General features: G+C 53.0%; 12 protein-coding genes and 2 pseudogenes. 5 read left to right on the top strand and 9 right to left on the bottom strand.

What is annotated here, in order from left to right; all coding sequences use genetic code 11:
* The 3 genes and pseudogenes from KW848_RS30675 to KW848_RS32675 form a co-directional block, all read left to right on the top strand.
* Window positions 1–500, top strand: a pseudogene (locus tag KW848_RS30675) (inovirus-type Gp2 protein); the annotation flags it as partial.
* A 47-nt stretch (window positions 501–547) separates the two neighbouring features.
* Window positions 548–1,177 carry an inovirus-type Gp2 protein gene (locus KW848_RS32680; protein ID WP_218539079.1) on the top strand — a complete coding sequence of 210 codons (630 nt, stop codon included), beginning with the start codon at window positions 548–550 and terminating at the stop codon, window positions 1,175–1,177.
* 534 nt (window positions 1,178–1,711) lie between these two features.
* On the top strand, window positions 1,712–1,861 hold the full coding sequence (locus KW848_RS32675) for an inovirus-type Gp2 protein (protein WP_218539078.1): 150 nt from the start codon (window positions 1,712–1,714) through the stop codon (window positions 1,859–1,861).
* Window positions 1,862–2,038: 177 nt separating this feature from the next.
* On the opposite strand, the gene KW848_RS30660 is transcribed toward KW848_RS32675, so the two are convergent.
* The 8 genes and pseudogenes from KW848_RS30660 to KW848_RS30630 all read right to left on the bottom strand — a co-directional run bounded on the left by KW848_RS30660 (window position 2,039) and on the right by KW848_RS30630 (window position 12,871).
* The gene (locus KW848_RS30660; RefSeq protein ID WP_218539077.1) at window positions 2,039–4,033 is read right to left on the bottom strand and encodes a hypothetical protein; all 1,995 of its coding nucleotides are present in this window, start codon (window positions 4,031–4,033) and stop codon (window positions 2,039–2,041) included.
* Entirely contained in the window at window positions 4,023–5,966 is a 1,944-nt protein-coding gene (locus KW848_RS30655) for a hypothetical protein (protein ID WP_218539076.1), read from the bottom strand. Before KW848_RS30655 ends, KW848_RS30660 begins: the two co-directional genes overlap by 11 nt.
* Window positions 5,963–6,457: a hypothetical protein gene (locus KW848_RS30650; RefSeq protein ID WP_256365336.1), complete on the bottom strand. Its 495-nt coding sequence runs from the start codon at window positions 6,455–6,457 to the stop codon at window positions 5,963–5,965. Before KW848_RS30650 ends, KW848_RS30655 begins: the two co-directional genes overlap by 4 nt.
* 668 nt (window positions 6,458–7,125) lie before the next feature.
* Window positions 7,126–8,514 (bottom strand): hypothetical protein, encoded by a 1,389-nt coding sequence (locus tag KW848_RS30645; RefSeq protein ID WP_218539074.1) that lies wholly within the window; start codon window positions 8,512–8,514, stop codon window positions 7,126–7,128.
* A gap of 2 nt (window positions 8,515–8,516) precedes the next feature.
* Complete coding sequence (locus tag KW848_RS30640; protein WP_218539073.1) at window positions 8,517–9,668, bottom strand: ATP-binding domain-containing protein; 1,152 nt, start codon at window positions 9,666–9,668, stop codon at window positions 8,517–8,519.
* Window positions 9,669–9,679: 11 nt separating this feature from the next.
* Window positions 9,680–11,089 carry a protein kinase gene (locus KW848_RS30635; protein ID WP_218539072.1) on the bottom strand — a complete coding sequence of 470 codons (1,410 nt, stop codon included), beginning with the start codon at window positions 11,087–11,089 and terminating at the stop codon, window positions 9,680–9,682.
* Between the two features lie 262 nt (window positions 11,090–11,351).
* Window positions 11,352–11,679, bottom strand: a pseudogene (locus KW848_RS32060) (hypothetical protein).
* Between the two features lie 328 nt (window positions 11,680–12,007).
* Window positions 12,008–12,871: a LysR family transcriptional regulator gene (locus KW848_RS30630; protein WP_218539071.1), complete on the bottom strand. Its 864-nt coding sequence runs from the start codon at window positions 12,869–12,871 to the stop codon at window positions 12,008–12,010.
* A gap of 112 nt (window positions 12,872–12,983) precedes the next feature.
* On the opposite strand from KW848_RS30630, the gene KW848_RS30625 reads away from it, so the two are divergent.
* Together KW848_RS30625 and KW848_RS32670 are read left to right on the top strand one after the other, a co-directional pair.
* Window positions 12,984–13,709 (top strand): SDR family oxidoreductase, encoded by a 726-nt coding sequence (locus KW848_RS30625; RefSeq protein WP_218539070.1) that lies wholly within the window; start codon window positions 12,984–12,986, stop codon window positions 13,707–13,709.
* 460 nt (window positions 13,710–14,169) lie between these two features.
* A complete protein-coding gene (locus KW848_RS32670; protein WP_218539069.1) occupies window positions 14,170–14,712 on the top strand; it encodes a DUF4232 domain-containing protein in 543 nt (180 codons plus the stop codon).
* A 92-nt stretch (window positions 14,713–14,804) separates the two neighbouring features.
* Here KW848_RS32670 and KW848_RS30615 read toward each other — a convergent pair.
* A partial coding sequence (locus KW848_RS30615) for a LysR substrate-binding domain-containing protein (RefSeq protein ID WP_218539068.1) occupies window positions 14,805–15,325 on the bottom strand: 521 nt, incomplete at its 5' end.

Here is a 15,325-nt window from a genome sequence, read left to right as displayed (position 1 = left end):
ATCTGTATTACTACCAGACAGTTCAGCTCAGGCTGCGAGTCGAGCGAGTCTTCGATGATCTTGACCGGATGACGGCGGAGCATGAGCGTAACCCGATATTTGATCACCTCCTTGGCTACATCTGTGCAGTGGAGCAGGGTGATGATCGGGGCTATCACATCCATGCGGCTTACTTCTTCAATGGTAATGAGGTGTGCAGGGATGTCTACAAGGCTCAGCAGATAGGTGACTTGTGGGCGCGGATTACGCAAGGCCAGGGTTACTTCGACAGCTGCAATCACGACAAGGAAGAAAAGTACGGTAAGAAGGAGCAGGAGCAGGGCAAGGCAGAGGAGCAATACGAGCTGGGTATCGGCATGATCTTTCAGAGCGATCCGGAGATTCGTCCCCATGTCCATTACGCGATGTGCTACCTGGTCAAGGATGCTCAGCACGTGCGTCTCAAGCCCATGGGGGCGAAGTGTTTGCGTAAAGGTGCGTTGCGCAGGCTAGCTGTCTGAGATGGCTACGCACTCATGATTGAAACGGGCCCTTCATTGCGCAGCACTTGGAGAAGTTGTACCAGACGCTGCAATACGCTTTGAATGACTACGCCCGAGTATTTGCCTTCAGGTCTAGCTTGAGATTGCCTCATGGCCAGGACCTACCTGGCGATGCTATGACCAGTAGGGTCATACCGCGCTTCAGGGGCTCGCTGGAGGCGCAGATCAATCATGATCGTCAGTGTGCTGGTAGATTGAGTCGATCGGCCCATGACAGCTGTGTCAGGCTCTTCTGGGTGAGGGGGCTTGGACAGGAGGGTCTACCGCATTACCACCGCATTGAGTTGCTCAATTGTGATGCTTATCGCTCTGTGGGCCGTATCGGGCCTGAGCGTACGAACCTGTACAGCCGTCTCGTTAACGAATTGCATATCCCCAGAGCGGCCACGTTCCACCTGACTCGGCAGAACTACCTTGGTCAGGACGAGTTCTTTCGTCGGTCGAGCTACTTGTGCAAAGCCGCGACTAAGCACTATGGCGATGGTCAACGTGGCTGTGGCGGTAGTCGGTGTCGAGAGGCGGTTTGTAGATCGCTGGTGCAATTGGGGATATTACGTCTGAGAGAGTCGACATGGTCCTTGGGCGAGCTCATCACTGCTGTGAGCGGGCCTCGAGCGGTGTTGGGAAATGAATAGTGGAAGATGCTGTCCTGCACCGACCAACCGTACTTAAGTTTGTTAGTATCCCGCCATTGTGGGCAAAGCAAAGGATTATTACGGGCCGCCTCAATGGAGCGATACGTCTCACCACGAACAGGAAAAGGCCCTTGTCCCGAGGTTTTACCGGTGTTATCGCTGCAATGGTCTTATCCAGCCTGATGTTTACCAGCGCGTGGCCAGCCTGATCGATACGCGAGGAAGCGGCGGGTTGTCATGTTGCGTTAACTGTTGGCTCAAGACGGTACAGTCTGAGCGACTCAAATAATCGCGGTTGCACTGGAGAGCGCTTCGTCAGCTTGTGGCGGGTGACAGCTTTAGACGGCTGGTGAAGCGTTCTACCAGTACAACTGTAGGATCGATAGTCAGGCTCATGCACGGCGACGAACGCTGACTTAGGTAGGGATGCCATGAAAACGATAGCACTTATCTGCTCGTTGACCCGGGGATTCCTACCTATTTCTGCTGTGCGTCCCATGCCGATAGATCGCAGGCTCAAAAGTTTGAAACTGAATGGATATCCCTGCAAACGCCACATTCCACCTCTCTCAGGATGATTCGGAGGAGATGGATCGATACTTCCATCGGGTGAGTTACCTCTGCAAGGCTGAGACCAAGGAGTACGGTCAGCGATGCCGTGCGTTTGGTTGTAGCAGGGGATAATGAGCCCTGTATAGGGCTCCATGATCGAACGGGGGGAGTGTTTTGCCCTGTTCCATCGAAGCCCTTAGGTCTGTATTTGCCACTCACTGTAGGCAGCTATCGGCCCAGAAGCAGACATTCGATGTGCCTGAGAACTCAGGAGCGATTCAGATACAGATAGGAGTTGGATTGCAGGATTCAGTCTGGGGGCTGGGGAACGGCTTTAACCTGAGGCGTCTTCTTTCTAGGCTTCTGAGTTTTTGGGGACATTGATGAAGGTGGTTTGAGATTCCCTGGAACTCGAAAAACGACGAGATGACGAACAATTTCGCTACCTTCTGGTACTACGGACTCATACCAAACGCACTCCTCGAGACTAGGTGGTGGTCCGTCGCGCTCAGCGATTTCCAAGACTCCCAAGAAGCCGAGCTTCACATTAGTGTTTTGGTAGCTGACGGCTTGATTGCAATAGCCTTTCGCTGATGTTCGATCGAGATGCCCATGGTGCCGTTTCATCTCAAAGACGATACGGAATGCACCGAAGGTAACGTAAATGTCTGCTCGCCCTGTCGCGACCCCTTCAACCTCCGTCTTGATGTCGGCGTGAGGGTAGTTGCCGCATAGCCATTGCCACAAGTCTCTTTGCAGGTTGAATTCAGTTGCATCGGGGTCGCGTAGATACTTACCCAGCTCTTGTAGTTCTTTGAGTCCGGCGTCTTGACGGTTGTGGCAAAAGAGGAGTACTTGCAGGAGCAATTCATCGAAGTGATCACGGACTTCGCCTTCGTAGTCCTGGCAACGTCCTAGATTATCGGAAGTATTTTTGAGGAGTCGCTGAACAATTGGATTGCTGATGTCTCGGGTAGTGAAGCGACGCTGGCTCAATGCTATTTCAACAGTGCGCAGTGCCTCGCCTGACCATTCCGATGGTAGCTCAGTGCTTTTGAGTAGCTCACAGAGAATGGGGTAATTTCCTTCCGTCATTAAACCATCCAATGAGGCGTTGATCTCCGACATTTGTGTGACACGGTGGCGTAACGCACTCGCGGTGCTCTGTTGATCAGGATCCCAGTTGGAACCGGACAATAGATCGTCAAGATGGGCTAGTTGACCTCGTTCCTTTACGAAGCTGGATTCTATTCGTGGTCTAAGGAGCTGGCCGAGCCCCCCCGTGGTACTGAGGGAACGGTCTGCGTCATACACCGCCAGCAGGTTCTCGATGACAGACCAGGCTTTGAGCCAGCTAGGGCGTGTCAGATCCTTGGCAGCTTGTTGAACTGACCTCGTCAGACGCACCCATTGAATTTCTCGATCCGTTCTTCCAACTAGCCATTCTGGGAGTAATTGGTTTCCCAGTTGACGGTTGTGATCGGAAACGGATTGGATGAGGGTATCAACGCTGCCGCTGATTAGATGTCCCGCCGTTCCTATGGAGAAACCTTGAATAATGTCGATCACGGCTTCGTATGCAGCTGCGTCAGCGCGATCTTCATCTGCTAGTCGAGCATCGCGAAGAAGACCTTTCGCTGTATCCAAATACATTAGTACTTGGTCATAGACTTCAGAATTCAGAGCCTGAGAGATCCTGGCAAGGGCTAGTTCAAAAGAAGCTTCGCCTTCGGCGTCCTCTACTGTTCGCAGATTATCCAAAGTTGTAAGCAGATCCTCCTCCGCCCAAATGTGGAAAGCGGCCCCGGCCAGCTTTGCAGCGTGTTGTGCAAACAATCCGTCTGCGCTAGGGGTGATGCACGCTAGGATCTTCAGCGGGATGAGTTTGGAGATAGCGCCTGTAAGGGCAAGTCGAAATAACGCCTCCAGCGAATAGGCCGCGATTAATGCCTGTTTGGTGGTTGATTGCATTTCGATACGCTTTTCCAGCACACCCGCCAGTTGCGTGCGCACTCGACTGCGGAGTGCGATGTCATGGATTACCGTATCGGTAGCGGCGCGCAAAGCAGATGGGTCTTGACCTTCGGCAAAGCCTCGCAGCAGCAACTTGTCCAGTTCGGAAGAATCTTCCGGTGAGGAGTTGCTTGTCAGTTGGGCGATCACATCAAGATAAGGAGCTGCAACCAGGATGTCAGCCTGATCCATGAGAGATTTGAGGCCGCCGAACGAAGCAATGGTTAATGGTGCATCCGTCTGTAGATGCACTTCAATGACGCTCAGAACAGTCGAACTCTTACCAGACATAGCCGCCTTCCGGCGCGACGCGGCATTGTTTGTCCCCAAGCGCTGAGATCACTGCAGGTGCATTCGCACTGGCTACAAATATCTGTAAGCCCGTGGTTTCGCCGGCGACACGCCGAAGTTCGCTGAGCAGTTTGGCTAGGTCACGGTCGCTGGTCTCTTCAGAGCCTGGAGAGTCAATGATCAGCAAGCCGGGATGTCGGCCGACGCCGAGTTTTTGGCCAACTCGCAGTAACGCAATGGCCGTGGCGATACGCAGTCTGAGGCGTTCACCAGTCGTAAGTTTGCTGAACCACGATCGTTGGCCGCCTTTGAGTACGCTCATTCTTGCATCAGACCCAAGGTCAACTGCCTCCAGCCCGAGCGCACCAAATTCGTTGGCAAGGCGAAGTATTTCTTCGTTGAGCGCATCCATAAGCTCACCTTTGCTGGCATCAAAAGCTTTTTTGGCTTCCTTTAGTGCGATATCGATCAATGAAGCATCGCGGGGCGGTTCTGGAGCAGGGGCGTTAGCAGTGTATTCTTGTAGAGCACCTTCGAGTCGAGCTACAACAAGTTCTGCTTCCCGTTGTTGTCGAAACGGGTTGCTGGCGCTCACCGCTGCCAGTTTTGCCTGAGTAGAGACCAGTTTTTCTACTGCCAGTTTTGCCTCTCTCTGAGCCTCCTTGGCATTCTCCTTCGCCTCTCGGAACGCTTGTCTGGAGGCTTTGGCACGGGATTCTGCGGCTTCAAGTGCGTCCGAGCTATCGTCCTGCTGATCATGGGTTATTGGTTCGGAACAGAGAGAACAACTCAAGTCTGTGGTTTCGCGTTTTATCCGCTCTTTGGGTACAGATTTTTCGCAGCGAGGGCAGCAACTCGGCTCTAGGCCATTGAAGAAAGCGGTTGTTATGACGTTCTCACGTAGATCTCTGAGTGCACGCTCGTCTTGGTCTGCAATGCTTCTCAACGTGGCGAGATCTAACTCCGCACGGGTAGATAGCTGCTCTAAGTTTGCTGCTAGTTTGGACTGCTCAGTTAGGTCGAGAGCTAGTCGATCTAATGACTCTGCCGTTGCGCTGTTATCAGCTGCTGATGAGAGTTTGAGGCGCGCGTTATCAAGCTGTTTAGTAATACGCTCCCTTGAGTCAGATGCTCGATCATTTCGGACTGAGTGGTTTCGGTTCGCGTAGGTAAGCTGTTGCTCCACTTCTTTTTTCGCTGTTCCAGCCTGCATAACAGTACTGGCCCAAGGCAGGCCTATGTAGAGTTGAAGCATGCGTCCAGGTAGTCCCGCCATGAGGACATCGCCTAATAGGGCTTTGTGGTCTCCTCCAAAGTAGAGTGCGCCGGAAAGGGCTGTCCATCCGTGGGATACCGTAATCCCGCCCTCATCGTTGTCTTTTCGGGAAGAGATAGGCTCAAGGTCAAAGGTGCTCATCATGAATCGAGACATTGCAGCAGCGAACCCTTCGTCGCTGCTGAATCGGTCTACATCATCAAATGTTCCATCGGGGCGCAACCTTTTCAGGGCCCCGTTGGGTTTTTTGCCCAGCACCTCAAATTCGACAGCGTACTGACGATCATCCAACTTGAAGGAGACGTTTACCCAGGACAGCCAGCTTCGTACATCATCCTGAAGCGCTTTGGCGTCCCCTCGCAGGCTCCACAGAATGATTTCAAGCACACTTGATTTGCCGACCAAGTTGGATTGTCCCGAGCTGCCGTGACTGGCAACTGCCCAGACTCCTGTGCCCAGATTGGACCAGCTAAAGTCAATTGAGCCCTTGAACTTTCCTTGCTTTTCGCCTTTGAACGCCACATCTGAAATCGTTAGGGTGGGGGTCGGGCGCGCTGGCCGATCTCCGAAGATTCTGCGTTGCTGAAGCATTGCTTCTGCTTCTGCAATTGGCAGGCCGGCGCTATCGGCGACCGTCTCAATCCAACTCATGGTCATGCAGCATTTCCTTGCAGTAGTACGTCCAGACGAATGCGAACACGTTCTGTAATAGGAGCGATGACATGCTTGAGTTCGGTGTCGGCGTACTCGGCCTGAAGGTATTGGCGATCTTTGAGGGCCTTGCCGCCCGTATCGCCAGCGACCCTGGCGACGACTGTTGCTCGGTCTCTATACCAGGCGAGTTCTTCAGCCATCGCCGATAGTGCTTTCATCGCATCCCGGCCTTTGGTGGTAAGTAGGTAGATGTGCTCTTGTACGTTGCCTGGAGTGCCTTGGCGTTTGATCCTGATGAACTCAGCTGCCCGAAGAATGGACAACGCGTTGTCCAGCGGCTCGAAGGCGCCAAATAGAAAACGAACCATTGGAAGACGGCGCAAATCGGGTTCGCGGGAATCAAGTATCTGTTGCGCCAGTTCTATTGAATTTGGGTCGCCAGTTGCCTCGAACTCATTCAATAGTTCGTTGGCAAGATAATCGGGGTTCCGCATCCAGAAATCCAAAGCCTGGAGGCGAGATTGGGCACGGAGGGTTGCTACAACATCCGGCCCCCAAGACGAGTCAATTACTTGCGTAGACGCCGCATCTATACAGGCGAGAAGGCGTACTGCACTCTGGCGATCACTCGCTGCTGGAAAGGTGCTCAACGGACTATGCTCCCAAGCACACTGGGTACTTCAATGTCACTGTGCATAAGAGTCCCTGCCTATGCCATCTTTGATAGGAAGGCACATTAACATCATTCTGGCGTAGGTTGGCAAGTGGGTAATTGCACAGACTTGCCCATCCATTTGCATTCGACATCAGCAGCCATTTGCATCGGATTTGACCATCATGCTTCGTGGCCATGACGGGCAGAGAACAGCCAGAAGCGGTCATCAAGTATCTGGGAAATCCGGGGCTATTCATGCCGACGCAGCGGGCGAGTCATATCGCGGAGCTGCTACCGCATAAGTGGCAACCGGTTTAGTTGAGCAAGATGGGATGCCAAAGGCCAAGCATGGCCCAGACACGCTAGAGTCTAGGCTTCCTTAAGAAGCTGGCACTAATGGCAAAGGGCCCTGCGGAGCCCTTTTTTCTTTGAAGACGGCTTGCTCCAAATGTTTCGCTAGATGAGCAAGGAGAAGCCTATCCATAGCGTTTAGGTCACTTGCAGCCCCTAGCCCCTGCGTTTCGACACTTTCTTCGACCCATGCGCGCCATAAAGATCATCGCCACCGTCGGAAGAACTATCTGCAAGCTGAGATAGAATATCGATCGCTTGCTCAAGCTTGAGCTTATTGGCTTGGCTCAACCCAGTAGATTGGTATCTATCTCTCTCTGCCCCCCCTTGATATCCATTATCGTGGCGACTCATAGGCTGCTGTTTTAAGCCGTAGCTAAAGCTCGCCTTGACCATCGGAAGTAGCTCAACCTCGACCACACCCACCTGACCAAATTTCTTGGATAAGCTTGCAATACCACTACGCTCTAGGGCCTTGAGTTCTTCATAACAAATATCGGAAGTCGGAGGAGAGAGTCGTTCCTCAACTGAAGCAATATCTCGATAAATCCTAAAACCGAGTCCACCTAGACCAGCCATGATCTCGTTGGGCGACTGAAGTCCTGCATAGAGCGCATACCAGAATACTACTTCAGGGGTAGCTGAATGTTTGAGCAGCTCCATATGTTCCAATGATCCAGGTGCTACTTGAGTTGCGATAAAGGCACAAGTCGCTGCCAATGTTTCATTACGAGGTGACGAGCTGGCGAGGTTTAGAGCCTCTTGAAGATACGTGCCTCTCTCTTCTCTCGTAGACTGAGAAAGCGCTTCTAAACTGATATCGAAGCTGAGGGATGTCGACAATCGACGCCAGTAGTCTTCAAGTGAATGTTTGCTCTTGCTATTGAGTACATAGGCCAGATTGGCCGCGTCACTCGATGGTGGTAGCCCGTAGGACAATTGCACGTACGTGCTCAGTACACCAACCTCTGCAGAAATGATTGAGCGAAGGCCTTCCGATGGCGATTGAGCATTGATCATTCCGTAGGTATCAGACCATCTAGCTATGATCCTATCGAAATTCCGCTCTCGGGTTTGAGCAGTTACAGCTTTGCCCCACGCATAACCCAATGTTCGCTTGCACGCAGCGGAGCTAAGCTGTCTCACGCCCAATCTCCCGTCTGAATGCATAGTCGCCTCTGCCATTGAAACAGCCACAATGGCAGCAATGGAGCAGTCGGATAATTTCATCTGCGACTTGAGAAAATAACTTTCTGCGTCGCTGGACAACACCATGCGACTGAATGCTGATATCGGCGTTGGCGCAGTCGGACTAGCGTTTATAGCCATGGAAATGAAGGTCAGCACGCTTTCAGAAGCCGCGATCACGCTTGGAAAAAAATAGTCGGCTGACGGTTCCTGAGCCCAGTAGGCACTCACGACGTCATCATCATCATCAGCAATCGTCTGAGCAAAAGACGATCGGCGGGCTTTATCAAGTATTTTTTTATTACTTCCTAACCAAAACTCAACAAAGTCACGCTTGGAAAATTTTAAATGCCACATAGTTAATTCCCAAATATGCTTTTTCTGGTGACTATTTTTGGAGTTTCGACAACAGACCTGCAAGCTGACTCAAAGTAACCCGGTACGCTTTCATGCCAATAGCACGTGAGCGCTGTTTTGGCACGCGTGACACCAGTGAAGATCAGACGCTTTTGAACACGACCCATTTTGGACAGGTATTCGAGGCCAGCGATGTGAACTGCACGAAATTCCAGCCCTTTAGCGGCAGTCAGTGTTGAGAGCCAAATCCGTCGGGAAGGCTCGAAGCGATTCGACGCATTGGCTCTGGTGATTAGGTCACCGAGTCCAGCATCGACAAGGCCTTGTTCGATAAGGTCAAGCTCCGCATTTCTTGGCGCGAGTACGCCGATTAAATCATCAGGATAAGCAAATCTTTGATCCCTGATCTGAGCGACCATTGCGCGGATCTGATCATGCAGTGACAGTCCGTCTTTAGGCGTCGCCTTAGATGGGTAGTCTGCCTCTGGATAATTGGAGTGGGGAAGCATGGGCGCATATTGGGGCGAGCCCTTATAAATACCATCGGCCACCCGGCAGATGTCCCTACCGTTACGGAAATGATAGGTCAGCTGATGCTCTATCTGAACGCTCTTCCCCAGCTCCTCTGAGCAATCCTCAACATCATAGACTCGTTGTCGACTATCCGCCGTAGCTACCAGAACTGAGGTCAGCTGGGAGAGCAGACGTATTTCCTGGGGTGTGTAATCTTGGGCTTCATCCAAAAGCAACGCGTCAAATTGAGCCCCAACTTGCCCTTTCTCGATAAGTTCCTGAAGCACATCTGCTCGACGTTTCCGTGCGACTTCAAGGGGCAAGTTCTGGTCGTCAAAGTCGGCACTTTCGAGCCGTAAGATCATTTTGAACAAGCTGGTGTGCGTCACCACTTTATCTGCCGGAAATTTGTATTGCGCGCCTCCAATCTGAATGAAATTTTTTAGCAATGAGCCGAATACTACGACGTACAAATTCGGATGGTCGCCTAGGAAAAGCTGATTAGCCCTGAGCAGTAGTAGGTTAGTTTTTCCACTGCCAGGAGGGCCTTTGATCAACAGACTCTGATCAGCAGGCACCTCTAGCAGATCCGATTGCTCTTTGGCCAGCTCATCCTCGTCTCTCCACCACGTGTTTGACATGCCAATGATCCTTATTGTTCTGGAACTAAATAGACAAGCGCGTCACCACTGGGGTCATGGCCTTGCTCACCGGCCTCATAAGCGGCTTCCAGATAAGCCAACAGCACTTGCTCAAGAGGTGAGCCATCGAGCAAAGCAGCAATGTCACCGGTGTAGAAAACACTTGAAGCCCGCAATGCCGAGCTCTTTAGCTCGTCGTTTGAAAGGGCACCAACAGATGCTGCGCGGAAAATAGGTGTGCCTGCGTTTTCATCTATGAACGTCATTTCAAACAAAATTGTGAGACGGTGGGGCAATCCGAGATCCGGGGCTTGCTCGAACCCTAGGCATACAGTGCATGTGCGCTGCTCGGGTGACTTTTCAGATCTAGTCGTACGCAGGGGGAAACACGCCGCGCCGTTTAGCAAAGCGGCCACCCGAGTTTCAAATCTCTTGGTCAGATCGTCTAGAAAATGCTTCAACCTCCGATCCGCCTCCCAGCCGGCATTACTTCCAGTAATCGGAGCCTCCCTAGCGCATCGCTGTCTTTGGTTGATGCGTTCCAATCTGGCCAGAGCATCACTGACCGGATTCTCAGCCATGTTGAAATCCGACCAATCCACGAGTTCTAATCGAGTTACTGGAGACTTGACCAAGCATCTTGTCGCAAGGAGGACAGCTCGATTATTCTCAGAAACGATATGAGGGGTTTCACTCTTGACCGCTTCCACCAGTAAAGGGAACGGCTCACTGAACTCGGAAAACAAAACCTTCTTCATAAGAAGGTCATGCAACACTGCACCAATCTGGTAAAAGGTGACGGCGCGCCACCCTTCGATGGTGTCCTCCTCTTCTCTGCGCAGGAACTCAGGAGAGCTATACCGCAGGGTGCCAATAAAAATGCGCTGATCTACGTCGGTAAGATTGGAAACGCCAATGGGAAGAAGGACACCTAGATCTAGCAACACCGCACGCGAGAAGTCATCTGAGATAGCAATGTTCTCGGGCTTGATGTCTCGATGGGCTAACCCGCGATCCTCAAGATAACGGGCAGCGGAGGCAACTTGAGCAATGATCTTCGGCATTACCTCAATGGGAACCTCTATCAACCTTTCGTGAAGATTGCGATACGGGAGGCTTTCCATCACGACATACAGATAGCCCGTCGCCTCACATTCCCCGCCATCGAAGATTTGGACGAGGTTGTCATGCACAGCACCAACCAGGCTCTTCTCACGCATGATTCTTTCCAGCTGCACGTCCTTCCCGTAACGCTCAACCAGCTCGGGATGGAAGATCTTGATTGCTCCTCGCTGATTGCCTTTCTGAGCAGGGAGAACAACAGCCGATTTCCCATTGCCATGGAAACCATCGATCAGCCAGCCACCGACCTCCACCCCCTGGAGTTGATCACGTAGAATCTGAGCCTGTGTAGTATCCAACTTTAAGTCCTTTCAAAGCGTTACGTCACTGTTCGGCGAGAGCCATGCCCGCACTGTGTAGTGCGGTGAAGTTGAGCGTATCGGGCCCTCTCGTCAAGGGCAATCTCGCTAACTTAACCTCTGAAAATGGACAGTGGCGTCTCAATATCGAGAGCGCCTACAGAGCTAGGTCGTTTTAAGGCCAGCCACACACCCTGTAACTATCTCCCGCTACCCGAACGCGATTTTGTGCCTGGCGAGTGAGCCAAGTCAGTTCGCCCACTTACATCGACTTGATCGATACCACTTCCACGAACCTGAATTTCTTTCTGGCCATCTTAGTCGCTTCTTGCTCCGCAACCAGGGAGCTCAGCGTATCGGCCTCATGTACCATCTCGTGCATCTTGCCTTCAAATTCATTTCCGACGCGCAGCGTAACTCTTAGCCTGGGAGTAAAGCCTTTCGACACCTGCTTTTTTCGCTGCTGTTATCGGTTTCACCATCGCGACATCCGTGACGGCTTGCATGTGTGTATTAATTGCCGACGCGGGAGGCTCAGATCTACCGAATAGCGCCCGTCGCATCTCTTCTTCCATCAATTCCGTATTCATATCCGTTCTCAGAAAAAGCGTTGTGTATCAACTAAGCCCCTGGCCAGTATCCATCAGTTTTCAAGCTCTAGAACACCTGCTCCATCGGTGCATTGTTCCAACAATTGTATCAGGGGTCACTGTTATGATTTTCAAAGGCATTGGTGTTGCTCGCCAGGGTTACCCGATGAATTTCCGCTAACCAAGAACCCACCTTTTGCGCAGGCGAACAGGGCACCTACCGTTGTAGACTCAAAGGGCGCGTTGTTTTGCCCGTGCGACTATCCGGGTGCACATCCCCTATGCCTCCTGGTTCCGGCGACTGAGGGCACATTGGTGTAACGCATAATCATGCAGGCGTAAGTATTGGGACACCGGCAGAAAACTGCACTGACCGATTCGACTGAAAATACTCGTGCAAGGTTCGCAGCGTAGGCAGCTCCAGAGCCTGCGCGGCATAACAGAGGCCGACGCGGCGAGTCGGCATCGGCAGGTGCCAGGCACGTGCCACCACCCCTTTATGTTCGCTCACTAACGATTGCGGCAGCATCGCCACTCCGATACCCGCGCTGACCATATTCAGCGCCTGCTTCAATGATCCGGCATTCCCGGCCACCGCCCCTGGCGAACGGCCATACACGGCCATCAATCGTTGATGGGATACGTGCTGCGGGCAGGTGATCCAGTCGTCAATCGGTGTCCAACGCTGTTGCTCTGAGTCCTGCGCCATGGGGTGTTCGACGGGCAGTGTCATCACGTAGGACTCCTCCCAGAGCGGCAGGAACAATTCGTCCTCGCAGCACAGCTCTTCCACGGCCAGGCGGGCATCGCCCTGGCAACCTTCTTTCAGGGTCAGTAACAAATTCGGCAGCGCCTGATGGGCCATACGTATAAACCCTTCGATGTGGCTGTCAGCAATGTCACCTTCCACACCCAGCTCGAGCAGTGCGCGGCTTTCACCTGCACGAAATAATCGGCTCAAAGCCATGGCGTCGGCAACCATTCGCCGCGCCTGTGGATACAGCACTCGCGCCTCTTCAGTCACCTCTACGCCCCGTGGCTGGCGAATGAACAGCTTCGCACCCAACTCTTGCTCCAGCTGCTTGATGGTCACCGAGAGCGTCGGCTGGCTGATAAACAAACGCTGTGCCGCCGACGTGATATTGCGCTCCTCAAAGACGGCCAGAAAGGCCTTGAGATGACGGATATCCATAGTTTATTCCGATGCTAGAGAGAGGAATAAGGCATTTTCCAGCCTTAAAAACAGTAAATATACTGTGGGCCAAGCTTAGTTATTTATTTTTCGTATTTCAGGAGATTCACACATGACCAAACCATTGATCATCATCACCGGAGCCAGTTCGGGGATTGGCGAAGCGGCGGCGCGGATGCTTTCGGCGGCGGGCCATCCATTGCTGCTGCTCGCCCGGCGCATCGATCGCCTGGAGGCGCTAGGGCTGCCGAATGCTTTGTGCCGTGGCGTCGACGTTACCGAACGCAGTGCCTTGTTGGCGGCTGTCAGTGAAGCTGAAACGCAATTCGGCCCCGCCGACGGGTTGATCAATAACGCTGGAGTGATGCTACTGGGCGAGATGAACACACAGGACCCGGCGCAATGGGAGCAAATGCTCGACGTCAATGTGAAGGGGCTGCTCAATGGTATCCACGCGGTGGTCTCCGGCATGATCGAGCGTAAGCACGGCACCATCATCAATGTCAGCTCAGTAGCAGGGCGTAAGACCTTTCCCAACCATGTGGCTTACGTGGGCACCAAGTTCGCGGTCCATGGCATTTCGGAAAACCTGCGTGAAGAGCTATCAGCGCACAACGTGCGAGTGATCACCATTGCACCTGGCGCCGTGGAAACCGAGCTGCTCAGCCACACCACCAACGAAGCGATCAAAACCGGTTATCAGGCCTGGAAGCAAGACATGGGCGGCACCGTGCTCAGTGCCGACGACGTCGCCTCAGCGATTCGTTATGCCTACGAGCAGCCGCAACATGTGTGCATCCGGGAGATCGTGTTGGCGGCAACACGGCAGCAGCCTTGAGTTCAATATCTCGTCGAGCGGCGGTTTGTAGGTCGCTCTCGGATTATCGTCTTTCGCTAATACGCGCTCTGTGACGTCTCGCTGTTTGATTCTGGCGTCTCACCTCTCGCCGTTGAATATTAGTAAACGCCAGGCGTCGGTGCGCCGCGCGTCCACCTGCACATCAAACGTTTTACGCCATGCCGAGGGCTGTCAGATCAAGTGGGTCTGAACTGTTTTCGTCAACGGTTTTGGCTTCATCGGGAGCTCCCCGGCAAGAATCGTCGGGAGAGCTCGCGTCGATGGAGCGCCTGCTCAGGCGGCTCGCCCCGGTCACAGTTGACCACTACCTTGAGCTTTAGAGTGATGGCGTTATCGTTCAGCTACCTCTCTATCGCTGCGTGCTACCTTCATAACCTCAGCAAGTTCAAGTCCACCAGATGCATTCGTCAGCGTCAGGCGGCCTACCGGTGAAAGTAGAATGAAAGGTCTATCGCGTTTATACACCTGGCCGCTGGCGTTCCTGGCCACAGCTGTCGTGCTGCCTGCCCCTGTACAAGCCGAGACGGGCCATAAGGGAAGTGCTTGTCAGGCCAGTCAGCTGGATGCCCATTTCGATGACCGGGATGGCGTATTTGACGGCATGTCACAACGTGGCACTTTGTTGGTTCTGCGTAACAACGGGCCTCACACCTGTCAGCTTGGCGCACTGCCGACGTTAAGGTTCGAAGGACCTGGTGGCCGGCGACTGCCGGTTGAGCGCCGTCTCCCGCGAGGAATGCACCCCGGACCGGTATTGCTACCGGTCGCGGTCGCTCCTGGGGTTGAGGTCGCCATGCTGTTGCATTGGGTGTCTGGGGGTGTCTATCCGGGGCACAACTGCTTGACCCCAGTGACCGCGGTGCTTGACCTGTCGGAGGGGGCGTTGCGCGTGCCATTTGGTCTCCCTATGTGCGCAGCGGTTGGCTCCATCGAGTTTTTCGACCAAGCACCGCTGGGGCCCGTGACGGGTGAAGTCGAATGAAGGCCGGAAAACAGGCTGCTTGAACCGCCCGCTCAGCAGGGGAGCGCATTGGCTTACCCCGATTCAATTCAATCTTGTATGTGTGCCCAATGTTAACTTGTCGGGTCGAAAGGAATCGGTTCCTGAGCGAATTCTTGAATAAGAGTGATCGCACGCTGCGCTATTGGAGATAGGGTTTTGCCGGCCACCTGTACTATCGCGTAGTTGAGATAGAATGTTTCCTGCGGTATTTCTGGGGTGAGCTGATATTTCAAATCAACGATCACTCCTTCTTTTAGATCGTCAGCCAGCCAGTCATTCCACGTGAATAAAAGGTAGTTGTTTTTTAATGTTGCATTGCGCAGCAGGTTGAAGTCATTGCAATTCAAGCCAATGGGCAGTGCCGTATCTTCAGCTAGGCTTAGCAGGTGGCGGATATGGTTTTCGGTTGTTTCAGTAAGGTTAATAAATGCCCAGGGGTGATCGAGCAATAGCGCTGAGGTGATTGGTTGTTTCTTGCGCACAAGTGGATGGTTGGCGCTACAGAAAATCGATGCAGGTCTCGGGGTTAACGGGGTAATTGCGAACCTGATGTCATTCGCCCATACATCCGCGTTGGCGATAAAAAACTCGA

The sequence above is a fragment of the Pseudomonas sp. PDM25 genome, from assembly GCF_019219045.1.
Classification (GTDB): Bacteria; Pseudomonadota; Gammaproteobacteria; order Pseudomonadales; family Pseudomonadaceae; genus Aquipseudomonas.
This window is presented reverse-complemented; position numbering and strand designations above follow the sequence as displayed.